This window comes from Alphaproteobacteria bacterium (genome assembly GCA_019635875.1).
Classification (GTDB): domain Bacteria; phylum Pseudomonadota; class Alphaproteobacteria; order Reyranellales; family Reyranellaceae; genus JAFAZJ01.
In genome coordinates this window covers 122,960-144,848 of record JAHBYP010000013.1, presented here as the reverse complement: position 1 = coordinate 144,848, position 21,889 = coordinate 122,960, and the positions used below count along the sequence as shown (strand labels likewise).

General features: G+C 69.8%; 23 protein-coding genes. 11 read left to right on the top strand and 12 right to left on the bottom strand.

The window, feature by feature from the left end:
• Positions 1–120 precede the first annotated feature (120 nt).
• The 3 genes from KF889_29660 to KF889_29650 all read right to left on the bottom strand — a co-directional run bounded on the left by KF889_29660 (position 121) and on the right by KF889_29650 (position 1,893).
• Positions 121–654 carry a hypothetical protein gene (locus KF889_29660; protein ID MBX3503629.1) on the bottom strand — a complete coding sequence of 178 codons (534 nt, stop codon included), beginning with the start codon at positions 652–654 and terminating at the stop codon, positions 121–123.
• Positions 655–729: 75 nt separating this feature from the next.
• Positions 730–1,560 carry a hypothetical protein gene (locus KF889_29655; protein ID MBX3503628.1) on the bottom strand — a complete coding sequence of 277 codons (831 nt, stop codon included), beginning with the start codon at positions 1,558–1,560 and terminating at the stop codon, positions 730–732.
• Positions 1,561–1,596: 36 nt separating this feature from the next.
• Entirely contained in the window at positions 1,597–1,893 is a 297-nt protein-coding gene (locus tag KF889_29650) for an antibiotic biosynthesis monooxygenase (GenBank protein MBX3503627.1), read from the bottom strand.
• 691 nt (positions 1,894–2,584) lie between these two features.
• Here KF889_29650 and KF889_29645 point away from each other — a divergent pair.
• Positions 2,585–2,989: a hypothetical protein gene (locus KF889_29645; GenBank protein MBX3503626.1), complete on the top strand. Its 405-nt coding sequence runs from the start codon at positions 2,585–2,587 to the stop codon at positions 2,987–2,989.
• Between the two features lie 22 nt (positions 2,990–3,011).
• On the opposite strand, the gene KF889_29640 is transcribed toward KF889_29645, so the two are convergent.
• Together KF889_29640 and KF889_29635 are read right to left on the bottom strand one after the other, a co-directional pair.
• Complete coding sequence (locus tag KF889_29640; protein MBX3503625.1) at positions 3,012–3,482, bottom strand: response regulator; 471 nt, start codon at positions 3,480–3,482, stop codon at positions 3,012–3,014.
• Between the two features lie 186 nt (positions 3,483–3,668).
• Complete coding sequence (locus KF889_29635; GenBank protein ID MBX3503624.1) at positions 3,669–4,145, bottom strand: hypothetical protein; 477 nt, start codon at positions 4,143–4,145, stop codon at positions 3,669–3,671.
• A 281-nt stretch (positions 4,146–4,426) separates the two neighbouring features.
• On the opposite strand from KF889_29635, the gene KF889_29630 reads away from it, so the two are divergent.
• From KF889_29630 to KF889_29615, 4 genes are all read left to right on the top strand, one after another.
• Positions 4,427–5,302, top strand: a complete 876-nt coding sequence (locus tag KF889_29630; protein ID MBX3503623.1) for a toprim domain-containing protein — start codon at positions 4,427–4,429, stop codon at positions 5,300–5,302.
• On the top strand, positions 5,299–6,429 hold the full coding sequence (locus tag KF889_29625) for an AAA family ATPase (protein ID MBX3503622.1): 1,131 nt from the start codon (positions 5,299–5,301) through the stop codon (positions 6,427–6,429). Before KF889_29630 ends, KF889_29625 begins: the two co-directional genes overlap by 4 nt.
• 294 nt (positions 6,430–6,723) lie before the next feature.
• Positions 6,724–6,972, top strand: coding sequence for a plasmid stabilization protein (locus tag KF889_29620; protein MBX3503621.1), 249 nt, complete (start codon positions 6,724–6,726; stop codon positions 6,970–6,972).
• Positions 6,969–7,379, top strand: a complete 411-nt coding sequence (locus tag KF889_29615) for a type II toxin-antitoxin system VapC family toxin (GenBank protein ID MBX3503620.1) — start codon at positions 6,969–6,971, stop codon at positions 7,377–7,379. Before KF889_29620 ends, KF889_29615 begins: the two co-directional genes overlap by 4 nt.
• Before the next feature lie 565 nt (positions 7,380–7,944).
• On the opposite strand, the gene KF889_29610 is transcribed toward KF889_29615, so the two are convergent.
• From KF889_29610 to KF889_29595, 4 genes are all read right to left on the bottom strand, one after another.
• Positions 7,945–8,514 (bottom strand): demethoxyubiquinone hydroxylase family protein, encoded by a 570-nt coding sequence (locus KF889_29610; GenBank protein ID MBX3503619.1) that lies wholly within the window; start codon positions 8,512–8,514, stop codon positions 7,945–7,947.
• Between the two features lie 139 nt (positions 8,515–8,653).
• Positions 8,654–9,106 carry a disulfide bond formation protein B gene (locus KF889_29605; protein MBX3503618.1) on the bottom strand — a complete coding sequence of 151 codons (453 nt, stop codon included), beginning with the start codon at positions 9,104–9,106 and terminating at the stop codon, positions 8,654–8,656.
• 114 nt (positions 9,107–9,220) lie between these two features.
• Positions 9,221–10,051, bottom strand: a complete 831-nt coding sequence (locus tag KF889_29600; GenBank protein MBX3503617.1) for an MBL fold metallo-hydrolase — start codon at positions 10,049–10,051, stop codon at positions 9,221–9,223.
• Positions 10,052–10,053: 2 nt separating this feature from the next.
• Positions 10,054–10,635: a DedA family protein gene (locus KF889_29595; GenBank protein MBX3503616.1), complete on the bottom strand. Its 582-nt coding sequence runs from the start codon at positions 10,633–10,635 to the stop codon at positions 10,054–10,056.
• Between the two features lie 339 nt (positions 10,636–10,974).
• Here KF889_29595 and KF889_29590 point away from each other — a divergent pair, with 339 nt between their 5' ends.
• The 5 genes from KF889_29590 (at position 10,975) to KF889_29570 (ending at position 17,186) form a co-directional block, all read left to right on the top strand.
• Positions 10,975–12,204 (top strand): efflux RND transporter periplasmic adaptor subunit, encoded by a 1,230-nt coding sequence (locus KF889_29590; protein ID MBX3503615.1) that lies wholly within the window; start codon positions 10,975–10,977, stop codon positions 12,202–12,204.
• Positions 12,205–12,379: 175 nt separating this feature from the next.
• Positions 12,380–15,475: an efflux RND transporter permease subunit gene (locus KF889_29585; protein ID MBX3503614.1), complete on the top strand. Its 3,096-nt coding sequence runs from the start codon at positions 12,380–12,382 to the stop codon at positions 15,473–15,475.
• Positions 15,476–15,524: 49 nt separating this feature from the next.
• Positions 15,525–16,127, top strand: coding sequence for a 2-hydroxychromene-2-carboxylate isomerase (locus tag KF889_29580; GenBank protein ID MBX3503613.1), 603 nt, complete (start codon positions 15,525–15,527; stop codon positions 16,125–16,127).
• Positions 16,128–16,240: 113 nt separating this feature from the next.
• On the top strand, positions 16,241–16,681 hold the full coding sequence (locus KF889_29575) for a hypothetical protein (protein ID MBX3503612.1): 441 nt from the start codon (positions 16,241–16,243) through the stop codon (positions 16,679–16,681).
• A complete protein-coding gene (locus tag KF889_29570; GenBank protein MBX3503611.1) occupies positions 16,662–17,186 on the top strand; it encodes a hypothetical protein in 525 nt (174 codons plus the stop codon). Before KF889_29575 ends, KF889_29570 begins: the two co-directional genes overlap by 20 nt.
• Before the next feature lie 141 nt (positions 17,187–17,327).
• Here KF889_29570 and KF889_29565 read toward each other — a convergent pair whose 3' ends face one another.
• Entirely contained in the window at positions 17,328–19,151 is a 1,824-nt protein-coding gene (locus KF889_29565) for a patatin-like phospholipase family protein (protein MBX3503610.1), read from the bottom strand.
• An 87-nt stretch (positions 19,152–19,238) separates the two neighbouring features.
• Between KF889_29565 and KF889_29560 the strand changes: the two genes are divergently transcribed.
• Positions 19,239–20,474 (top strand): MFS transporter, encoded by a 1,236-nt coding sequence (locus KF889_29560; GenBank protein MBX3503609.1) that lies wholly within the window; start codon positions 19,239–19,241, stop codon positions 20,472–20,474.
• A gap of 58 nt (positions 20,475–20,532) precedes the next feature.
• Here KF889_29560 and KF889_29555 read toward each other — a convergent pair whose 3' ends face one another.
• Positions 20,533–21,357: an SDR family oxidoreductase gene (locus KF889_29555; GenBank protein ID MBX3503608.1), complete on the bottom strand. Its 825-nt coding sequence runs from the start codon at positions 21,355–21,357 to the stop codon at positions 20,533–20,535.
• A gap of 99 nt (positions 21,358–21,456) precedes the next feature.
• Positions 21,457–21,879, bottom strand: coding sequence for a MaoC family dehydratase (locus tag KF889_29550; GenBank protein ID MBX3503607.1), 423 nt, complete (start codon positions 21,877–21,879; stop codon positions 21,457–21,459).
• Positions 21,880–21,889: the final 10 nt, after the last annotated feature.

Sequence of the window (21,889 nt, the reverse complement as noted above, 5' to 3'; positions counted from 1 at the left end):
GGCGGGGAGAGGGTCGGGGTGAGGGGCTGAAGCAGGTGGCGCACCGCTGTCCGTGCGCAACCGGAAACGACCCCCCACCCCAACCCTCTCCCCGCCTGCGGGGAGAGGGAGACGAAGCGCCTACTCCACGAACGCCACGGCGCCGGAGAATTTCAGCGATGGCGGGTCGGCCTCGTCGGTGTCGGGGTAGTAGAACGGCAGGCCCGACATCTCCTGCAGGCCGTAGAACGGATCGAGGATGGTGTACTTGTCGTCCGACGAGGAGGCGGCGCCGACGACCACGAAGTGGCCCTTGGTGATCGCCGCCGTCTCCCATTCGACGAACACCAGGGCCGGCTTCTTGGGCTTCACCTTGGTCGCCAGCGCCGTCTTCAGGCCGGTGGTGCCGGTGAAGGTCTCGACCTTGGTGCGCACCGCCATCTGGCGCAGCACGCTGGAGAGGTTGTTGATCTCCGCCCCGGTCTGCGCGTTCCACGCCTTGGGATAGGCCTTGCTGAGCGCGATCACGCCGCCCTCGTCGGCTTGCGGATCGGAATCGTAGGCATTGGCCCACATGATCAGGCAGCAGGCCGGCCCGCAGGTCACCTGGGTCTTCTGCCGCACGATCCTGAACTCGCGGTTCTTCGAGTCCTTGACCTTGGTCGTCTTGGTCATTGCCCCCGGCGCTCCCCTGCGTCATGCATCATAGAAGTGAGTGATTATACACTCACTTCTAGGGAATGCAAGACGCTATGGCTTCCACGGCTGCGTTATCAGCACGACGATCGCGGTGACGAGCAGCGGAAAGAGGGCGACCACCAGGCCCAGCTGCATGAGAATCGCCGGCAGCTCGCCGCCCACGCCGCGCGCGTCGAGCAGCCAGCCGACGCCGCTCGCCGCCAGGCAGGCGAGCACGAGGCCGAGACCGCCACCGATGACCAGCCCCGGCCGGCGATAGGCGAGGCCCGGCCGGCGCACGGGAATGAGCGCGCGGAAATGATGGTAGACGCGCACGCCGTCTTCGCGCGCCGAAGGCGCCACCGGCACGCGCAGGCTGCGTCGCCTGGCGGTGCCGAACCGGTCGCCCGGATAGAGCAGCGCGAACTCCAGGCATTCGGGATCGGCCGGCGCGGCCAGCCACCCGACCGCGCGCAGCTCGGGCAGGCCGCGCGGTCTCAACGTGTGGTACGTGCCGTCGACGAGAAGCTCCGCGCGGCCGACGATCACCTCGACGGCGCGCCCGGGCGTGCCGCCGCGCATCGGCAGATCGTTGATCAGCGCCGGATGCTGCGTGGCGCGGCTGGCGTCGAAGGCTCGGAAGCGATCCCACTCAGCCGGCGTGACCTGCCAGCGCGCGATCACGCCGCGGCCGGCAAGCAGCCGGTCCTGGCCCCGCGCGGCGAGCAGCGCGACGAGGGCGACCGACAGGCCAAGCGCGGCGCAGGTGGCAGCGACCGTGGCGATCGCCACGTCCAGCCCGTCGCCGATCCGCTCGCCGCCCAAGGCGGCCGCCAGCGCGACACCGCCGCCGACCAGTCCGAACGCCAGCCAGTACCAGGCTCTGCGGCGTAAAGCGCCCATGGCGTCGCGACGGACGCGCTCAGCCGCGCCGGGCTCTCACTTCGCCGACAGCACGACCGGTCCCGAGACCGCGTCGGTGACGCCCAGCCCGCCGCCCAGCTCGTCGAGGGTGTGGCGGAAGCTGTTGAGGGTGGCGATCATCGGCGGCCGCCCGGCGGCCAGCGCCTCGGCGCTTTCCCACTCCGCGATCAGGCAGTAGCGGCCGTCGCCGGTCCTGATGATGCTGGCGTGGCGCAGCCCCGACCAGGTCTCGGCGATCGACTTGTGGGCGTCGAGAAACGCCCCGTCCATGCCCGGCTTGACCTTGAAACGAACGACGTTGAACACGGTCACGACCTGCTCCCCCCAAAGCGACCTCGACAGCCCCCCGGCATCATGACACATGCCGACGTCCTGGCGGCCTCGAATCGGCATGATTGGCGGCGCGCACGTCGTGCCGCGAGGTGAACCCTGTTGCGCGCGCCAACGACCAGGAAACCTTGGCGGAGGCACCGCGTTCCCGGGCATGCGCAAACGGCGGCTGCCTTCCTATGCGACCATCGGACTGGAGGTCATCGCAGCGACCTCCCCACGTCAGTTGCCCGTCCACGAGTTCGAGCTGCGCATGCACGAGCGCGGGTGCAGCGGTGTTGCCACAGGACGGGCGCTGGTCGCGCTGCAGCGTCGCGGCTGGTTGCGGTGTGTAGGCGGCAGGATCGATGTCAGCGCGGCCGGTCTGCAAGCGGCGCTTCAAGGCGCGAAGGCTGGACCGGCCAGGCGGCCGGCGCCGACGCAAAGGACCACGCGCATGCCTCGCGGTCTATTCATGTAGCGTCCGATGCCGCTGCTCGGCGAACGGACCGGCAGGATGTCGTCGGCGAAGCATCGATGACAATCTGGCCGACGGACCTGGGAAGTCCCGTTGCCGACCTGTGATGGCTGCGCGAACAATGCGATCCAGTCGGGTAGCATTCACCCGCCGGCCTGCAGACCCGTGGATCGGACGGGGCCGGCGCCGGCAGACTCGGGCGCAAACGGGGACGACATGCTCACCTTTCGTGTGGACCGCACCAACCGGCTCGTTTCCGTTCGCTTCTGGGACAGCATCACGCCGGACGACCTCAGGATGCACGATCGCCTCGGTGCGGCGGTCCTTGAGCGCGAGGGGTTGCTGAAGAGCATCGTGGACTTCAGCGACGTGGCCCAGGTGCTCGTGCCGACCGGCGAATTCGCCCTCCGCGGTACCAGGCCCCCGATCATGGGCGGCATGCCACGGATCTATGTCGTCCCCAGAGGATCGGAGATCTTCGGCCTGGCGCGGCTGTACAAGGCCTACCAGGAGCAGCGAGACTCCGACAGCCCACGGCTGGTCCACACGCTTGGCGAGGCGTATGCGGCTCTCGGCGTCGTGGATCCCAGGTTCGAGGCCTTCACCCTGCAAGAGCGGTAGACAACCAGCTGCTCGATATGGGTCAGATCGATTCCGCCGCGCTCATGAGGCTCTTCACCTGGCGGATCAGCTCGCCGTAGTCGTAGGGCTTGGGCATGGGCGGCGCATCGCACAGATGCGCCACGTCCGTCATACGCCCGACGCCCGACGTGAGAATGATGCGCACGCTCGGGTGATTCTCGCGCACCCAACTCGCGAGTTCCATTCCGCTGATTCCGGGACCGAGGTCGATGTCGGTGAACAGCACGTCGACCTGCTCGCCGGCGCCCATGATGGCTTGAGCTTCTTCGCCGGTCTTTGCTTCCAGGACTCGATAGCCACACTCGCGCAGAACGTCGGCTGCGACCAGCCGGATGATGACTTCGTCCTCGACCACCAGGACTGCGGGAGCCGACGCCTTGCCGTTCCGTGCCACGGGCGACCCGTCTGCTGCGTCGATATCGGGTGGTCCCGCTTCAGGGGCCGCCAAGATCCGCGCTATCGCCGCCCGCATTGGCTGCGCTCCCCTGATCGTGAGGAATTTAACGGCATCGCTTCGCAGAGGTTGCGTGAACACTTCCAATCTGCCGCGGCTGCTCGCTTTGTGCCAGGGCCCGGCGGCGGCTCAGCACGGTGAAAAGTCAGCTGTTGCAGCCCGGAACATCCGCCACCTCCCCAGTCGCACGAATCGGCCGGCGCTTCAGCGGCGATGGCGCGTCGCGCGCGCCAGGAACGATTCGGCGAACGCCGGCAGCCTGGTCACCCTGGCACCGTCGACGCGCATTTGGCACTTCGGGCACCGCAGCCTGGCAAGCGCTTCGTCCACCGGCGGGTCGATCCGGTTCATCAGGTGCTCGGCCAGAATGACGGAGAAGTTGATCGTCGGCTCGCTGTGCCGGCCGCAGCTGGCCTGGATGATCCAGCCGCGGCGGTAGAGCTCGCGCAGGCGGAGGCTGTGAAGCGGCGGCGGTCGCTGCAGTGCCCTGCGCCACCACTCGCCGTGCTCGGCCGCGATCCAGGCAAGCATGCGCTCGAGCATCTCGGCAGGTTCGGCGAGGGTCAGGCCGGGCCGCAACCCGGCGATCAGGGTGACGGCGACCTGATCGGCGTTCTCGCCGGCGCGCATCGCCCGCAGATAGGCCTGCACGACCCGCCGCGCGTCGCCGTCGACGATCATGCTTCGCAGGATATGGCGCATCCGGGCGTCGGGATCGTCCCGATAGGCTGGACCGGTGGGGGATTGCCCCGACGATGGTGGACGATTGTGGGAGCGCGACATTGCCGGAGGAAATCCCTCCCGGAACATTTTGGCAACTCGCACACGGTGTTGAGTGCCTGGACCTCTGAGATACCCTGCATCTGGTAGGCATCGCTGTGCGCTCCGTTGGGCCGCACGGAGTGTTGTATTGCCAAAATTAGAAATTTACAAGATGAGAACGATGCGGCAACATCCGCCGCATGCGCGCCGCTGCCTCCGCCTCCCGCATCGTCGCCGCCCTGGGCGGGCGATGGGCGGCGAATCACGGCATGTGCCGGTGTCCGGCGCATCAGGACGGCACGCCCTCGCTGTCGGTGACGTGCACGCCCGAAGGCCGGGTGCTGCTGCATTGCTTCGCCGGCTGCAAGGGCACCGACGTGATCGCGGCGCTGCGCCAGCGTGGCCTGTGGCCGGGGCGCGCCGAGCGGCCGCCGGTGCAGCCCGTGCTGACGCCGGAGACCGAGGACCAGGCGGCGCTGCGCAAGCGCCGGCGGGCGCTGTCGATCTGGCAGGCGGCGGTGCCGGTCGCCGGCACGCTGGGCGAGGTCTATCTGCGCAGCCGACGGATCAGGGCGCCGCTGCCCGACAGCCTGCGCTTCCTCGCCCGGCACGATCACATCCACCGCCCCACGGCGCACCCGGCGCTGATCGCCGCCGTGCAGGATCCTGCCGGCACGGTCATCGCCATCCAGCGCACGTGGCTCTGCGATGACGGGCGCGGCAAGGCCGCGCTCGATCCGCCCAAGGCCGGGCTGGGGCCGATGGACGACGGCGCGGTGCGCCTGCGGCCGCCGGCGGACCTGATGGGCTTGGCCGAGGGCGTCGAGACGGCGCTGTCGGCGGCCGAGCTCTACAGCCTGCCGGTGTGGGCGACGCTCGGCGCCCACCGGCTGGGCCAGGTCAGGCTGCCCGAGATCTGCCGCGCCGTCGTGATCTTCGCCGACGACGGCGCCACCGGGCTGAAGCAGGCGCGCCAGGCGGCGCGGCTGCTCGGCCGGCAGGGCCGCACGGTGCGCATCGAGCGCCCGCCGCGGGGCTTCGGCGATTTCAACGACTGGGCAAGGGCCAAACCATGAAACTCAGCAATCTCGCACGCTTCGACACCATCGATCCGACCGCCTGGCAGGACAGGCCGGTGCCGCCCCGGCGCTGGCTGGTGCCCGACATGCTGGTGCGCGGCAACGTCACCCTGCTGAGCGGCGACGGCGGCGTCGGCAAGTCGCTGCTGGCGCAGCAGCTCGCCACCTCGCTGGCGCTGGGCCGGCCCTTCCTCGGCATCCCGACGCAGCCGGCGCCGGTGCCGGTGCTGGCGCTGTTCTGCGAGGACGACGGCGACGAGCTGCATTTCCGCCAGGACCGCATCAACGCCCGGTACGGCTGCCAGATGCGCGATCTCGGCGCGCTCACCCTGGTCAGCCGCGTCGCCATGGCCAACGAGCTGATGGTCTTCGGCCGCAACGACATCGGCGAGGAGACCGCGCTCTACCACCAGCTCGAGACCAGGATCCGCGAGAGCGGCGCGCAGCTGATCGTCGTCGACACCGTGGCCGACACCTTCATGGGCAACGAGATCATCCGCCCGCAGGTGCGCCAGTTCCTCACCGCGCTGCGCCGGCTGGCGCTGATCAACGACGGCGCCGTGCTGCTCACCGGCCATCCCTCGCTCACCGGGCTCAACAGCGGCTCGGGGCTGAGCGGCAGCACCGCCTGGCACAACACCGTGCGCGGCCGCCTGTACCTGACGCACGCCCCCGCCATCGACGGCAGCGAAGAGGAGAGCAACGATGCCCGGATCCTGAAGCTGATGAAGAACAACTACGGCCCGTCGGGCAGCGCGCTGAAGCTCACCTGGCGCGAGCATGTCTTCGTGCCGCAGAGCGAGGCGCCGCGCGCGCGCACCGACACCGTCGACCGCCTGGAAATCGACAACGCCGTGCTCGCCGGCCTGCGCAAGCTGGTGGGCGACGGCGTGCTGGTGCCGGCCGACAGCCATGCCCGCAACGGGCTGGCGGTGCGCCTGCGCGCGCAGGCCGCGTGCCGGCGCTGGAACTGGCATTCGCTGATCGCCGCGCAGGAGCGCCTGGTCGCGGCGGGCAGGATCGTCAAGGTGGAGTTGGGCTCGGCCAGCAAGCGCCGGCTCTATGTACGGCCGCATGACACGCGCCTGCCGGGCGAAGTCAGCGTCGGAAGCGCCGAGGAGTGAGCGCCGGTGCCGTACCTTCCATCCGCGATCCGATCCCCTCGCCGATCCCCCGGCGATCCCCAGCCATCGCCTGCCATCCCCCCGGCGATCCCCGGCTCCGATGGCCGGCGATCCCCCGGCGATCCCCCTGCCATCCCCCCCAGCTTCCCCCACCCCTTTAAGGGGGGTGGGGGAAGCTATAGGGCAAGACGCTGCGCTGATGCTCCGCGCCTTGCCCCTCTGCGCAAGGCGTCGTGCCGGCAGGATGGCAGCTGCCATCTTGACGGCACCACGGTCGACCCCTAGCTTCCAGCGATGGCCGAACCCCAGCTCTCGGTGCGCAGCGCCAAGGCGCGCGCGCTCGCCCATCGCCTGGCGCGGCAGGAGCGCCGCTCCGTGGCGGCTGTCGTCGAGCGCGCGCTCGAGGCCTACGAGGCCGGACGATCGGGCAGGGAGACGGCCCGCGCGTTCTTCAGCCGGCTGTCGCGGCGCTACGGCGCGGAGGTCGATCTCGAGCGCGAGCTGCGGGCGCACCGCCGGCCCCATCGCGGGCTGGATCTGTGATCTTCCTCGACACCAACGTGGTGTCCGAGACGTTGCGCAAGCGACCGGACGATCGCGTCGTCGAATGGCTGATCGAGCACGACGCCGAGCTCGCGCTGCCGACGGTGACCATCGCGGAAATCGCCTATGGCATCCACAAGATCCGGCCCAGCCAGCGCGGCCGCCGCCTGATGGAAGGGCTGAACGAATGGCGCCGCAGGTTCGCCGATCGCATCTACGCCTTCGACGAGGAGGCGGCGCTGGCCTACGGCGAGCTGATGGGCGAGGCCGCCCGCCAGGGGGTGATCATGTCGGTGCCCGACGGCATGATCGCCGCGATCGCGCGCGTGCATGGCGGCCGCCTGGCGACCCGCAACGTCGCGGATTTCCGGACCACCGGCCTGTCGCCGGTCGATCCCTGGAGCTGATGTCCGCCGACTCCGCTTCGACCCGCGCCTGATCTTTCCTTCCCCCGGAGGGGGAAGGTGCCCGAAGGGCGGAAGGGGGATGTCGAAGACGGACTGCGCTGTTCGTCTTTGACATCCCCCATCCGGCGCTGCGCGCCACCTTCCCCCTCCGGGGGAAGGAAAGATTCAGATCCGCGTGCCGAGCCAGATGGCGAGGCGCGAGCCGGCGCGGATCGCGGCGGTCAGCGCATGATCCTCCCTTCCCCCGGAGGGGGAAGGTGCCCGAAGGGCGGAAGGGGGATGTCGAAGACGGACTCCGCTGTCCGTCTTCGACATCCCCCATCCGGCGCTGCGCGCCACCTTCCCCCTCCGGGGGAAGGAAAGATTCAGATCCGCATGCTCAGCCAGATAGCGAGCCGCGAGCCGGCACGGATCGCGGCGGTCAGCGCATGATCCTCCCTTCCCCTGGAGGGGGAAGGTGCCCGAAGGGCGGATGGGGGATGTCGAAGACGGACTCCGCTGTTCGTCCTCGACATCCCCCATCCGGCGCTGCGCGCCACCTTCCCCCTCCGGGGGAAGGAAAGATTCAGATCCGCGTGCTCAGCCAGATAGCGAGGCGCGAGCCGGCACGGATGGCGGCGGTCAGCGGCTCGTAGGCCGGGGCCTGCTCGGCACCGGCGGCGAGCGCCTCGTCGCGATGCGCCAGCTCCGCCTTGCGGAAGGTCTCGACCGTGTCGCGCAGCGCCGCCTCGTCGTCGCCGAGCTGCTCGCGCTGCGCGGCGTAGTGCCGGTCGATCGTCTCCTCGACCGCCACGGTGCAGGCCATCGCCGCCTTCTCGCCCAGCAGCGCGGTGGCGGCACCGAGCGCGAAGCCGGCCACCGACCACAGCGGCTGCAGCGCCGTGGGCCGCACGCGGCGCTCGACGAGGAGCCGGTCGAAGACGGCGTTGTGCTGGCGCTCCTGGCGCAGCATGTGCTCGATCTTGCGCGCCGCCTCGCTGCTGGCGCGGCCGGTGGCGCGCAGCGCGGCGAGCTGGCCCTCGTAGATGCGCACGGCGCCGTACTCGCCGGCCTGGTCGACGCGGATCGCGCGCTCGACGATGTCGCGCGCCGTCGGATCGCCGGGCATCGCGCCCTCGCCGGTGAGCTTGCTCATCGCCCCTCCTTACCTTCCCCCGGAGGGGGAAGGTGGCGCGCAGCGCCGGATGGGGGATGTCGAAGACGGACTCCGCTGTTCGTCTTCGACATCCCCCTTCCGCCCTTCGGGCACCTTCCCCCTCCGGGGGAAGGCACTCTCATCGCCGCCACGTCAACGACAGCGCGCCGACGCCGAGCAGCAGCGAGGCGACGCCGTTCCAGCCGGCCATCGACAGGCCGAGCATCGACCACGGCGCGGTGTCGCAGCGCACCATCGGCGTGCCCATGATGCGCCGCTTGAGCTCGTCGAGGCTCAGCCCCAGGGTGGTGCGCCCGGGCGTGCAGGTGTCCGGCCCGGGCCACCACTTCCATTCGACGCCGACGTGATAGGCGGCGATGCCGGCGGTCGCCAGCAGCGCCAGCCCGGCGAGCGTCAGCACGCCCAGCCGCACCACACGCGGCATCGGCCACAGCGCCAGCCAGGCGATGCCGAGCGCCGCGATATGGCCGTAGCGCTGCCAGTAGCACAGCACGCAGGGCGGCATCTCGCCGAGGTACTGGAAGGCCAGCGCGCCCAGCAGCAACCCGCCGCTGCCCAGCAGGATCAGCATCGCCGCGCGCGGCGGGGCGAGATAGGCGGTCGGCATCGGCAGTGTCTGGCTGATCGTCATCGCGGGGCGGATGTCAGACCATGATTGTGGCAAAGGTCGGCACGGCTGCGCTTCCTACCTTCTCCCGCCAGCGGGGGGAGGCAGGGGCTCGAATGCAAAGCCCTGCCCCTGCGCGGCAATGCGGCCGATGCCGGGGAAGTCGACATGGGCGCCGGCGAGCCAGGAGCCGGACTGCGCCGCGTCGCGCAGCAGGCCGATGCGCGTGGCGCGCGCGATCGCCTGGTCGTCGTCGTAGGTCCAGCTGAGCTCCGGCCGCGCGAACTGCGCGGCGTGCACGTGGATCACGTCGCCGCAGAACAGGATGTCGCCGGCGCCGGTGCTCAACCGATAGCCCATGTGGCCGATCGCGTGGCCCGGCATCGCCACCGCGCTCACGCCCTCGGCGAGCCGATCGCCGCCGGCGATCGGCACAAGCAGGTGCTGGAAGCGCTGCAGGTTCTTCTCGGCGCGGAATTTCGGCGCGGCGTCCTTGGCGATCGCGATGCGCGCGAGCTTCGGGAAGAGCTCGCGGCCATCGGGCGTCAGCAGGCCGTTGATGTGATCGCTGTGGGTGTGGGTGAGCGCCACGGTGGCGATCGACGCGGCATCGACGCCGGCCGCCCGCAACGCCGCCTCGAGATGGCCCATGGTCGGATCCCAGCTGCCGCCGGCACCGCAGTCGATCAGCATGCCGTCAGCATTGGGGCCCTGCAGCAGGAAGCAGTTCACCGACAGCCGCAGCATCGCGCCCGCCCGCTCGAGCGAGGACGGCAGCGCGTGCACGCGCCCGTCGGGCTCCTTCAGCAGCGTTGCCGGCATCTCGGCATAGCCGTCGCTCAGCGCCCATATGCGCCAGGCGCCGCAGACGCAGCCCAGCGCGTTGGCGTGGTGCGCCGTGACCTTCATGGTCAGAACAGATAGCGGAAGGCGACGAAGCCGCCGACCAGCGCGATCAGGAACAGCCAGGTCAGCAGGGTGAGCCGCTTCTCGATGAAGGCGCGGATCGGCTCGCCGAATTGCCACAGCAGCCACGCCACGAGGAAGAAGCGCGCGCCACGGGTGACGATCGAGGCCCAGGTGAAGGTGAAGAGATCGAAATGGGCGGCGCCGCTGGCGATGGTCACCAGCTTGTAGGGAATCGGCGTCAGGCCCTTGATCAGGATGATCCACACGCCGTACTCGTCGAAGCCGGCGCGGAAGTTTTCGAGCGCGCCCTGCAGGCTGTAGATCCGCACCACCCAGGCGCCGATGGTCTCGAACAGGTAGTAGCCGATGGCGTAGCCCAGCAGGCCGCCCAGCACCGAGGCCACGGTGCAGACGGTGGCGATGGTGAAGGCCTTGTCGCGCCGCGCCAGCACCATGGGCACCAGCATGACGTCGGGCGGGATGGGAAAGAACGAGCTCTCGGCGAAGGACACCACGCCCATCGCCGGGATCGCCCGGCGATGCCCGGCCAGGGCGATCACCCAGTCGTAGAGCCGACGGATCATGTCCCTTCCCCCGGAGGGGGAAGGTGGCGCGCAGCGCCGGAAGGGGGATGTCGAAGACGAACGGAGAGGTCCGGCTTCGACATCCCCCTTCCGCCGTTCGGGCACCTTCCCCCTCCGGGGGAAGGAAAGGCGAGCGCGTCGATCATCGCCCCCCTCTACCACGCCCGGTCAGGCTTCTGTAACGGCGTGTGACCATGCGTCCAAAAGCCCGAGTGGTCCGGATTTCGCATCCCTCCACCTGCGAATTGACGGTAAAATGCGCGCCACGACAGGGGACTATTGCCGGCGCGGGCGCGCACCAGACGCGAGGCTGCCGGCGAGGCTGGAGAGACCAGGCTGATGCGACACAGGGTGGCGATCGCCGCCTCTATCCTGCTGGTGGCCGCCGGCGGTGGAGCCTGGTGGTGGTACAACAAGGGCCCCGGCGCCAAGGCGCCCGACCTCACGGCATCGGCGCCGGCACCGGCGAAGGCCGGCACCGCCAAGCCGGGCGCCGCCAAGCCGGGCGGGCCGGCCGCGCCGCCGCGCGCCGTCGGCGTCGAGGCGGTCAAGGTCATGGTCGGCACGGCGCGCCAGAGCGTGCTCGCCGTCGGCACCTTCCGTTCCAACGAAGCGGTGATGATCAGGCCCGAGCTGGCCAGCCGGGTGAAGGAATTCAACTTCAACGAGGGCCAGAAGGTCGCCAAGGGCCAAGTGCTGGTGCGCCTCGACGCGGCGCTCGACGAGGCGGTGCTGGCGCAGGCCGAGGCGGCGCTGGTGCTGTCGAAGGCCAATTACGAGCGCGCGACCTCGCTGCTGGCGCGCCAGGCCGGCACCGAGAAGGCGCTCGACGAGGCGCGCGCCGCGCTGCGCCGCGACGAGGCCGCGGTGCAGCTGGCCAAGGCGCGGGTCGAGAAATACACGCTGGTGGCGCCCTTCGACGGCGTCATCGGCCTGCGCCGCGTCTCGGTCGGCAGCTACCTCGTGGCCGGCGCCGACATCGTCAACCTCGAGCAGATCGATCCGCTGAAGGTCGATTTCCGCATCCCCGAATCCTTCCTGCCCGCGGTGCGCGTCGGCCAGCCGATCGCGGTCACCGTCGACGCCTTCGCCGGCCGCGAGTTCACCGGCAGGGTCTACGCCATCGATCCGCTGGTCGACGAGGCCGGCCGCTCGATCGTCATCCGCGCCCTCGTCGGCAATCCGCAGGACACGCTGCGGCCCGGCGTCTTCGGCCGTGTCGCCGTCACGCTCGCCACGCGCGAGAACGCGATGTTCGTGCCCGAGCAGTCGATCGTGCCGGTGGGCGATCGCATGCAGGTCTATCGCATCGTCGACGGCAAGTCGGTGCCGACCTTCGTGCGCACCGGCCAGCGCGAGCGAGGCCAGGTCGAGATCCTCGACGGGCTGACGCCCAACGACGTGGTGATCACCGCCGGCCATCTGAAGCTGCCGCGTCCGGGCATCCCGGTGACCATCGTGCCGCCCGCCGGCGGTGCGGCGAAGCCGCCGAGCGGCGCCTCGGTTCCCCTGCCCGCCGGCGCCCCCTCGACCGCCACCAACCCCAACCCGCCGGGCAAGGGCGGATGAGCGCGCTGGCGACCATGACCACCTCACTCCCTCTCCCCGCTTGCGGGGAGAGGGTTGGGGTGAGGGGCTGTCGCCGGTCGATCACGCCGCCGATCACGGTCTGGCCGCAATGGCCCCTCACCCCGACCCTCTCCCCGCAAGCGGGGAGAGGGAGGCATGAGGCAGGGTTCGCCCGATGACGCTGTCCGACATCTCGATCCGGCGGCCGGTGTTCGCCACGGTGCTCAGCCTCACCCTGGTGCTGCTGGGGCTGGTGAGCTGGCAGCGGCTGACGATCCGCGAATATCCCAACATCGACGAGCCGACGCTGACGGTCGACACGACCTATCGCGGCGCCTCGGCCGAGATCGTCGAGAGCCAGGTCACGCAGCCGCTCGAGGAATCGCTCTACGGCATCGAGGGCATCGAGCTGATGACCTCGTTCAGCCGCGCCGAGCGCAGCCAGATCACGGTGAAGTTCCGGCTCACGCGCAACGTCGATTCGGCCGCCGCCGACGTGCGCGACCGGGTCAGCCGCGTGCGCTCGCGCCTGCCGGCCGAGATCGACGAGCCGGTGATCGCCAAGGTCGAGGCCGACGCCTTCCCGGTGGTCTTCATCTCCTTCAGCAGCGACACGATCGGCCAGCTCGAGGTCACCGACTACATCGACCGCTTCGTCAAGGACCAGCTGCAGACCATCGACGGCGTCTCGCAGCTGCGCGTCTTCGGCGAGCGCGCCTTCGCCATGCGCATCTGGCTCGACCGCGTGCGCATGGCGGCCTACCGCGTCACCGCGCAGGACGTCGAGAACGCGCTCAGACGGCAGAACGTCGAGATCCCCTCGGGCCGCATCGAGAGCACCGAGCGCGAGTTCACCATCCTGGCCGAGACCGATCTGCGCACGCCGGCGCAGTTCGAGAATTTGATCCTGCGCGACAACGACGGCTACCTGGTGCGGCTGCGCGACGTCGGCCGCGCCGCGCTCGGGCCGCGCGACCAGCGCATCCTGAGCCGCTTCAACGGCCGGCCGGCGGTCAATGTCGGCGTCATCAAGCAGTCGACGGCCAATCCGCTCTCGGTCGCCAACGAGGTCAAGAAGCGCCTGCCCGCCATCCTCGCCGAGCTGCCGCCGGGCATCTCGGCCGACATCGCCTTCGACAGCACGGTGTTCATCGAGCGCTCGATCGACAACGTCTTCATCACGATCGGCGAAGCCGTCGTGCTCGTCGTGCTGGTGATCTTCCTGTTCCTGCGCAGCTTCCGCGCCACGCTGGTGCCGCTGGTCACCATCCCGGTGTCGCTGATCGGCACCTTCACCATGATGCTGCTGTTCGGCTTCTCGATCAACACGCTGACCCTGCTGGCCATGGTGCTGGCGATCGGCCTGGTGGTCGACGACGCCATCGTCATGCTCGAGAACATCTCGCGCTACGTCGAGCAGGGCATGAAGCCGTTCGAGGCGGCGCTCAAGGGCAGCCGCGAGATCGCCTTCGCCATCGTCGCCATGACCATCACGCTGGCGGCGGTCTATGCGCCGGTCGCCTTCCAGACCGGCCGCACCGGCAGGCTGTTCATCGAGTTCGCGCTCACGCTGGCCGGATCGGTGATCGTCTCGGGCTTCGTGGCGCTGACGCTCTCGCCGATGATGTGCTCGAAGCTGCTCAAGCACGAGGCCAGGCCCAACCTGTTCGTGCGCGGCGGCGAGCGCGTGCTGCAGGCGATGAACGCCGGCTATCGCCGGCTGCTCGGGCTGACCTTCGCCATGCGCCCCGTGGTCGTCGTCGTCGGCCTGGCGGCGGCCGGCGCCGCGGGCTTCCTGTTCACGCTGCTGCCCTCGGAGCTGGCGCCCAGCGAGGATCGCGGCTTCGTGTCGAACATCGGCTTCGCGCCGGAAGGCTCGACCATCGATTTCACCATGGGCTACGGCCATCGCGTCGAGGACATCTACCTGCGCAGCGCCGCGCTGGGCCGGCCGGAGATCAGCCAGAACGTCGAGAAGCTGCTGGTCATCGTCGGCTTCCCCGACGTCACCCGCCTGCTCGCCTTCGCCCGCCTCAAGCCGTGGGAGGAGCGCACGGTCAAGCAGCAGGCGATCACCGAGATGGCGCGGCCGCTGGCGCAGCGCATCACCGGCATCGTCGCCTTCCCGATCAATCCGCCGTCGTTCGGCCTGCGCACCTCGGACAAGCCGGTGCAGGTCGTGCTGCTGACCTCGCAGCCCTACGCCGTGCTCGACCAGGCGACCAACCAGATCATGGCGATCGCCCGCACCAATTCGTGCCTGACCGCGCTCGACACCGATTTGAAGCTCAACAAGCCCGACCTGCGGGTGCGGCCCGATCGCGAGAAGGCCGCGCTGCTCGGCGTCGAGGTCGAGACCATCGGGCGCACGCTCGAGACCATGATGGGCGGCCGCCAGGTCACGCGCTTCAAGCGCGAGGGCAAGCAGTACGACGTTATGGTGCAGGTCGCCGATGCCGACCGCGTGACGCCCAGCCAGCTCAACGAGATCTTCGTGCGCGCGCGCTCGGGCCAGATGATCCCGCTGTCGACCCTGATCACCTACACCGAGACGGTGGCGCCCAAGGAGCTCAACCACTTCAACAAGCTGCGCGCCTCGACGGTGTCGGCCAACCTGGTCGGCGGCTGCGCGCTGGGCGACGCGCTGAAGTTCATGGACGAGGCGGCCAGGCAGCTGCCGGGCACCATCCGCATCGACTACAACGGCCAGAGCCGCGAGTTCAGGCAGTCCTCGCGTGGTCTGTACGAGACCTTCCTGATGGCGCTGGTGTTCATCTTCCTGGTGCTGGCGGCGCAGTTCGAGAGCTTCATCGATCCGCTGATCATCATGCTCACCGTGCCGCTGACCATGACCGGCGCGCTGCTCGCGCTGTACCTCACCGGCAACACGCTCAACGTCTACAGCCAGATCGGGCTGGTCACGCTCATAGGCCTGATCACCAAGCACGGGATTCTCATCGTCGAGTTCTCCAACCAGCTGCAGGAACGCGGCATGGCCAAGATCGAGGCGGTCAAGGAAGCCTCGACCCTGCGCCTGCGCCCGATCCTGATGACCACCGGCGCCATGGTGCTGGGCGCGCTGCCGCTGGCCTATGCGACGGGCGCCGGCGGCGAGAGCCGCCAGGCGATCGGCTGGGTGATCGTCGGCGGGCTGACCTTCGGCACGCTGTTCACGCTCTTCGTCGTGCCCACCGCCTACACCTACCTCGCCCGCACCCGCACGGCGCACGCCGATCCGGCCGCGTCCCACGCGCCGCATCCGGCGGAGTAATCTTCCCCTCCCCCGGAGGGAAGGAAACAAGCTGAGGAGTTTTTGTGCGATGACCGCGCCGGCGGTGGATTTCTGGTACGAGTTCGCCAGCACCTATTCCTATCTCGCCGCCGAGCGCATCGAGGGCGCCGCGCGGGTCGCCGGCGTCGGCGTGCGCTGGCGCCCGTTCCTGCTCGGGCCGATCTTCGCCGCCCAGGGCTGGGCGACCTCGCCCTTCAACCTCTACCCGGCCAAGGGCGCCAACATGTGGCGCGACATGGAACGCCAGGCGGCGAAGTACCTGCTGCTGTGGAAGCGGCCCAGCGTCCTGCCGCGCAACGGCCTGCACGCCGCGCGCGTCGCCCTGATCGGCGCCGACGAGGGCTGGATCGCCAATTTCTCGCGCGCCGTCTTCCGCGCCAATTTCGTCGAGGACCGCGACATCGGCGATCCGGCGGTGGTCGCCGACATCGTGCAGCGCCTGGGCCTGCCGGCTTCCGTGCTGGAGCGCGCGGCGGCGCCCGAGAACAAGGCGCGCCTCAAGTCGCAGACCGACGACGCCATCGCCCGCGGCATCTACGGCGCCCCCGCTTTCACGGTGGGCGACGAGCTCTTCTGGGGCCACGACCGCCTGGAGCAGGCCCTGGACTGGGCCAGGGCCCCCTGGCTCTAATTCCTTCCCCCGGGGGGAAGGTGCCCGAAGGGCGGAAGGGGGATGCCTCGACGGAACCGGTGTCCCGATTCGGCGTTTCCACCTCGTTGTTATAACATGTTATAACTTCGGCTATGAAACTGCCCCTGCGGCGCATCGGCAACTCGCTGGGCGTCATCGTTCCCAAGGCGGCGCTCGAGGCGTGGGGCGTGGGCGAGGGCGACGCGCTCGAGCTGACGGAGCGGGCCATCCGGCCCGCCACGCGCCCCGGCCTCTCGCACCAGGCGCTCGACGCGCTCAAGCGCGCGATCGCGCTGGCCGTCGTGCGGCGCTGCGAGCCGCGCGAGATCCGCGCGCAGATCCTCGCCAACCTGCATCGCTGGAAGAAGCAGGGCACCTGGGTTTCGGCCTACGACGAATGGCGCGCCATCGCCCGGCGCGGCGACGACGGCGAGCTGTTCGCGGCCATGCTGGGACACGACGAGGAGGCGACGCGGCTGCGCCAGTCGATGCCGTTCGTCGGCCTGTTGCCGCAGGCGGAAGTGAGGCGGCTGCATGAAGAAGCGGCAGGTTGACCACGTGCTGCGCGCAGCCGGCCGGATCACGGGCGAGAAGCAGTTCGTGATCATCGGCAGCCAGTCGCTGCACGGCAGGCATCCCGACCTCGCCGACGAGATCGTCCGCTCGCCCGAGGTCGACCTGATCGCCACCGGGCGACCGGACCGCACCGAGCTCCTGAACGAGATCGGCGTCGATTCGCCCTTTCACCAGAGCTTCGGCTACTACGCCGATCCGGTCGACATCGCGACAGCGATCCTGCCCAGGGGCTGGAAGGGACGGCTGGTGCATCTGCCGCCGGGCGACACGGATGGCGTCAAGGGGCTGTGCCTGGATCCGCACGACCTGGCGATCGCCAAGTATGTCGCGCGGCGCGACAAGGATCTTGCCTTCACCCGCGCGCTGGCCCGCCGGGGCCTGCTGTCGCGCGAGCGGCTGCTGGCCCTGCTCGATCGCACGGCGCTGACCGCCGCGCTGCGCGAACGCGTGCGCGCCGACATCATCGCCGACTTCGCGCCATAGCCGGCCGACGTATTTCTACCTTCCCCCGGAGGGGGAAGGTGGCGCGTAGCGACGGATGGGGGATGTCGAAGACGGACTCGGGAGTCGTTGAGACATCCCCCTTCCGCCCTTCGGGCACCTTCCCCCTCCGGGGGAAGGGAACTAAGCCGCCAGCAGCCGGTCGCGCAGATGGCCGCCCTCGATCTTGTCGAGCATGGCCTGGGTGTGGCGATAGCCGATCTCGACGGCGCGCTCGAAGCCGGTCCAGTCGAGCAGGTCGAAATCGGTCATCGGCGGCATGACCAGCAGGTCGACGCGCTCGCGGTCGAGCAGCGAGCGCTCGGTGCTGCCGACCAGGGCCGAGCGCAGCAGGATGCGCACGATCGAGGGGATCGGCAGGGTCTCGCCGCGCTTCCAGATCAGGCGCCGCGTGAACTCCCAGGCCGACCACGAATCGCCCACGCGCTCGCCGGCCGACATCGCGCCGCCGGTGTCGATGTCGATGCCGATCACCGGGCCGCGGCCCATGGTGCGCATCGGCGCGACCGGGAAGTTGTCGATCACGCCGCCGTCGACATGCACCTCGCCGCGATGCACGACCGGCGGCAGCACGCCGGGGATCGACACCGAGGCGCGCAGCCAGTGCGCCAGCGGCCCGCGACGCTGCACGTCGCGGCCCTGCAGGGTGAGGTTGGCGGTGACGGCGTAGAACGGCGAGGGCAGATCCTCGATGTCGATCGAGCCGAAGGCGAGGTGCAGCAGGTTGTCGACGCGCTTGCCGGCGTAGAGCGAAACAAACGGCACGGTGTAGTCGCCCAGCGGGTTCTTCTCGACGAAGGCGCGGCGGAAGCGCGCGTTCATCTCGCGGTAGTCCCAGCCCGCCGCGGTGGCGGCGGCGACGATCGCGCCCATGCTGCAGCCGCCGGCCATGTCGATCGGCACGCCGGCCTCGCGCAGCGCGCGCACCACGCCGATATGGGCGAAGCCGCGCGCGCCGCCGCCGGCCATGACGATGCCGACGGCGCGGTTGACGACGACGCGGGCCAGGCGGTCGAACTCCTGCACCGAGCCCAGGCGCACGTGGTGATGCAGCGCGTAGTCGTTGTGGCCGAGCCAGGGCGAGGTCGTGCCGGGGCGGATCAGCGGCTTCTCGCGCACCAGCACCAGCTCGCGCCGCGGACGGTAGGGGCCTTCGCGCAGGACGCCGGAGGCGTTGAGCCGGTCGATCAGCTGCGGCTCCTCGGGCGGCGGGCCCGACGCGGCGATCGCCAGCATCAGGTCGGCCTGGCGCAGGCAGCGATGGGTCCAGTCGGTCTCGGTCGCCTCGGCGCGGTAGACGACGAAGGTCGCCTCGGCCTCGGCGCGCTGCAGGCGGTCGAGCGGCGCGCCGGCGGCCTCCGGCCCGATGATCTCGACCTTGGGCGCGCCGCTCAGCCGGCCGAGCGCCTCCGACAGCTCCTTGGCGAAGCGCTCGCAGGGCGCGTTGAGCCCGTGCGGGATCAGCGCGATGGTGCGCGGCGGACGCTTCACCACGCGCGGCGGCGAGCCGTAGCGCTCGACCAGCTTGTGCACCAGGCCGACCAGCGCCTCGGGATGGGCGCTGATCAGGCGCTCGAAATCGGCGCGGCTCAGCCTGAGCGCCTCGCTGTCGCGGATCGCCGCCACGGTGTGCGAGCGCCGGCGGTGGCCGATCAGCGAGAGCTCGCCGACGATGTCGCCGGCGGGGATCTCGGCGATGATGCGCGGCACGCCGTCGGGGCCCGGCGGGTCGAACACCGCGAGATAGCCGCTGGCCACGACGTAGAGCGCATCGCCCGGATCGCCGGCGTTGATCAGCGGCTTGCCGCCCTCGACCATCACCGATTCCATGCGGTCGAGCACGGCCATCAGGGTCGTGTCGTCGAGGCCGGAGAACAGCGGCGCGCGACGCAGGATCTCCAGACGCAGATCCTGCGCGCCGTCGAACGGAAAGGTTGCGATGGACATAGGCAGCCACCATCCTCGCATCGCCCGGTTGCGGGAACAAGGCTGCGGCGTTGCGGGCCGCCCCCGATCTGATAGCGTCCGCGCGCCATGTCCGATCCGAGCCCTTCTTATCGCCAGGTCCTGAGCCTTCCCGGCGTCGCCAATCTGCTGCTGGCGGCGTGCTGGTCGCGGCTGGCCGGCGGCATGTTCTCGCTGGCGATCATCCTCTATACGCTGGGGCGCTTCGACTCCCCGGTTCTCGCCGGATGGGTGTCGTTCACGTCGATGGCGCCGGGCATGCTCGTCAGCCCGCTGGCGGGCGCCGTGCTGGATCGGATGGGCGCCGCCCGGGCGATCACCATCGACCTGGTGGTTGGTGCGGCCGTGCTCACGGGCCTGGTGCTCGTCCACATGGCGGACTCGCTCACACCCGCGCTGCTGCTGGCGCTGGTTGCCTGCTACTCGCTCACAAGGCCACTGGGCTCGGCCGGCATCCGCACGCTGATTCCCCGCCTGGTACCGGAACCCGCGCGCGACCGGGCGAACGCGCTCGACACCAGCTCCTATGCCCTCGTCGATGTCCTGGGTCCGGTCCTGGCCGGTCTGCTGTTCGGTTTCGCCGGCGCGAGCGTTGCCCTGCTGGCGATCGTCGTGCTGTATGTCGCGGCGGCGCTGAGCCTGCTGCCGGTGATCGGCCGGGAACCCGTGCCCGCCGTCAGGCAATCCGGCAGGCTGATCGACGAGGCGGTGGCGGGCCTTGTCTACGTGCTGCGCCATCGCTCGCTGCGCGGGCTGGCGGCCTCGTACTCGCTCTACCAGATGAGCTTCGGCATCCTGCTGGTCGTGGTGCCGGTCGCCGTCACGCGCGAGATCGAAACCCGCAGCACCGCCGACACGATCGTCGGCCTGATGTGGGCGCTGTCGGGCATCGCAGGCAGCCTGGGCGCGCTCTACGCCGGGCACGTCAAGGTCATCGACCGGGAGCGCTGGTTCATCGCCTTGGGCACGCTCGCCACCGCCGCCGCGATCTATCCGCTGGGTGCCTGTCTCGGCCTGCTCGGCCTGGGACTCGGGCTGGCGATCATCGGCCTGCTGGCCGACCCGATCGATGTCGGCGTCCTGACCTTGCGACAGCGGCGCACCGATCCGGCGTGGCTCGGCCGCGCGCTCGCGGTGTCGATGAGCCTGAACATGTGCGGCCTGCCGATCGGCGCGGCGCTGGGCGGCATGCTGGTGACGTACTCGCTGCCGCTGACATTGGCGGTCGCCGCCGCGGTGTCGGTCCTGTCGGCGATCGCGATCCAGAGCCTTGTGCCGGCGCGGTCGGAAGAGGCATCCATATGACAACGGGCGGCCCGCGGGCCGCCCGCGCGTCGATCTGTCGTGGGGCTGAGACGATGGCTCAGAGGCCGCCGTTCACCACCAGGCACTGGCCGCTGACGTAGTCGCTGTCGGGGCTGCAGAAGAGGTAGACCGAGCCGGCCGCCTCCTCGGGCAGCCCGCCGCGGCCCAGCGGGATCATCTGGTTCATGGCGGCGATGCGGCCGCCCTGCACGCCGACCTTCACCTGGCGGCCCTGCACCTCGATGGTGCCGTCCTCGCCGGCGGCCAGCGGCTTGGTCAGGCGCGTCTGGATGTAGCCGAAGGCCACGGCGTTGACCGTCACGTCGTAGCGGCCGAACTCCTTGGCGAGCGTCTTGGTCAGGCCGACGATGCCCGCCTTGCCGGCGGAGTAGTTGGACTGGCCGGCATTGCCGTTGACGCCCGAGGTCGAGGAGATGTTGACCACCTTGCGCACGACGCGCTTGCCGTCGGTGCGCTCCTTGTCGACGGCGGTGCGGAAATGCTGCTGGAAGGCGCGCAGCACGCGGAACGGCGCGGTCAGATGCACGTCGAGGATGGCGTACCACTGCTCGTCGGTCATCTTCTGGATGACGTTGTCCCAGGTGTAGCCGGCGTTGTTCACCACGATATGGCAGTCGCCGAAGGCGTCGACCGCGGTCTTGACGATGCGGTCGCCGAAATCCTTGGCCGAGACGTCGCCGTTGCAGGCGACGGCCTTGCCGCCGAGCTTCTCGATCAGCGCCACGGTCTCCTTGGCCGGACCCTCGTCGAGATCGTTGACCACGACCGAGGCGCCGTCGCGCACCAGGCGCAGCGCGATCTGCTGGCCGATGCCGCGGCCCGAACCCGTGACGATGGCGACGCGCCCGTCAAGCTGACCCATGATTCACTATCCTCTTCTTCTGTCATCCCGAGCGCAGCGAGGGATCTAGTCGAGACCCTGGATCCCTCGCTGCGCTCGGGATGACAGGGGTGGCGTGCGCTATGCCAGCGCGACCGTCGCGTGGCCCTGCAGCGTGTCCTGGCCGTTCTGGTTGGTGCATTTGACCTCGAGGTCGACCAGCGTCTCGCCATTGGCCTCGCGCTTGCCGGTGACCTTGCCGCTGACGGTGATCACGTCGCCGACCCAGGTGATCGAGGTGAAGCGCGTGCCCAGCCCGCGCACCTGCTTCTGCGGCACCCAGCCGGTCACCACGCGGCCGAGGAAGGCCATCGACAGCATGCCGTGGGCGAAGACGTCCTTGAAGCCGAACTTCTTGGCGAAGTCGATGTCGACATGGATCGGGTTGTGATCGCCCGAGCCGCCGCAATAGAGCGCGAGCTGGTGGCGGCTGATCGGCGGCAGGACGAGCTTGGGGATCTCGTCGCCCACCTTCACGTCGGCGAATTTCGGCGCGTTGGCCATCGTCCCCTCC

Bases quoted from the DNA above. Each gene is read 5' to 3' on its own strand.
- KF889_29585 (MBX3503614.1), top strand. From the start codon at position 12,380: ATGACGCTGTCCGACATCTCGATCCGGCGGCCGGTGTTCGCCACGGTG.
- KF889_29575 (MBX3503612.1), top strand. From the start codon at position 16,241: ATGAAACTGCCCCTGCGGCGCATCGGCAACTCGCTGGGCGTCATCGTT.
- KF889_29620 (MBX3503621.1), top strand. From the start codon at position 6,724: ATGGCCGAACCCCAGCTCTCGGTGCGCAGCGCCAAGGCGCGCGCGCTC.
- KF889_29600 (MBX3503617.1), bottom strand. From the start codon at position 10,051: ATGAAGGTCACGGCGCACCACGCCAACGCGCTGGGCTGCGTCTGCGGC.
- KF889_29555 (MBX3503608.1), bottom strand. From the start codon at position 21,357: ATGGGTCAGCTTGACGGGCGCGTCGCCATCGTCACGGGTTCGGGCCGC.
- KF889_29595 (MBX3503616.1), bottom strand. From the start codon at position 10,635: ATGATCCGTCGGCTCTACGACTGGGTGATCGCCCTGGCCGGGCATCGC.
- KF889_29610 (MBX3503619.1), bottom strand. From the start codon at position 8,514: ATGAGCAAGCTCACCGGCGAGGGCGCGATGCCCGGCGATCCGACGGCG.
- KF889_29625 (MBX3503622.1), top strand. From the start codon at position 5,299: ATGAAACTCAGCAATCTCGCACGCTTCGACACCATCGATCCGACCGCC.
- KF889_29560 (MBX3503609.1), top strand. From the start codon at position 19,239: ATGTCCGATCCGAGCCCTTCTTATCGCCAGGTCCTGAGCCTTCCCGGC.
- KF889_29590 (MBX3503615.1), top strand. From the start codon at position 10,975: ATGCGACACAGGGTGGCGATCGCCGCCTCTATCCTGCTGGTGGCCGCC.
- KF889_29565 (MBX3503610.1), bottom strand. From the start codon at position 19,151: ATGTCCATCGCAACCTTTCCGTTCGACGGCGCGCAGGATCTGCGTCTG.
- KF889_29580 (MBX3503613.1), top strand. From the start codon at position 15,525: ATGACCGCGCCGGCGGTGGATTTCTGGTACGAGTTCGCCAGCACCTAT.
- KF889_29660 (MBX3503629.1), bottom strand. From the start codon at position 654: ATGACCAAGACGACCAAGGTCAAGGACTCGAAGAACCGCGAGTTCAGG.
- KF889_29570 (MBX3503611.1), top strand. From the start codon at position 16,662: ATGAAGAAGCGGCAGGTTGACCACGTGCTGCGCGCAGCCGGCCGGATC.
- KF889_29550 (MBX3503607.1), bottom strand. From the start codon at position 21,879: ATGGCCAACGCGCCGAAATTCGCCGACGTGAAGGTGGGCGACGAGATC.
- KF889_29640 (MBX3503625.1), bottom strand. From the start codon at position 3,482: ATGCGGGCGGCGATAGCGCGGATCTTGGCGGCCCCTGAAGCGGGACCA.
- KF889_29605 (MBX3503618.1), bottom strand. From the start codon at position 9,106: ATGCTGATCCTGCTGGGCAGCGGCGGGTTGCTGCTGGGCGCGCTGGCC.
- KF889_29645 (MBX3503626.1), top strand. From the start codon at position 2,585: ATGCTCACCTTTCGTGTGGACCGCACCAACCGGCTCGTTTCCGTTCGC.
- KF889_29635 (MBX3503624.1), bottom strand. From the start codon at position 4,145: ATGATCGTCGACGGCGACGCGCGGCGGGTCGTGCAGGCCTATCTGCGG.
- KF889_29655 (MBX3503628.1), bottom strand. From the start codon at position 1,560: ATGGGCGCTTTACGCCGCAGAGCCTGGTACTGGCTGGCGTTCGGACTG.
- KF889_29630 (MBX3503623.1), top strand. From the start codon at position 4,427: ATGCGCGCCGCTGCCTCCGCCTCCCGCATCGTCGCCGCCCTGGGCGGG.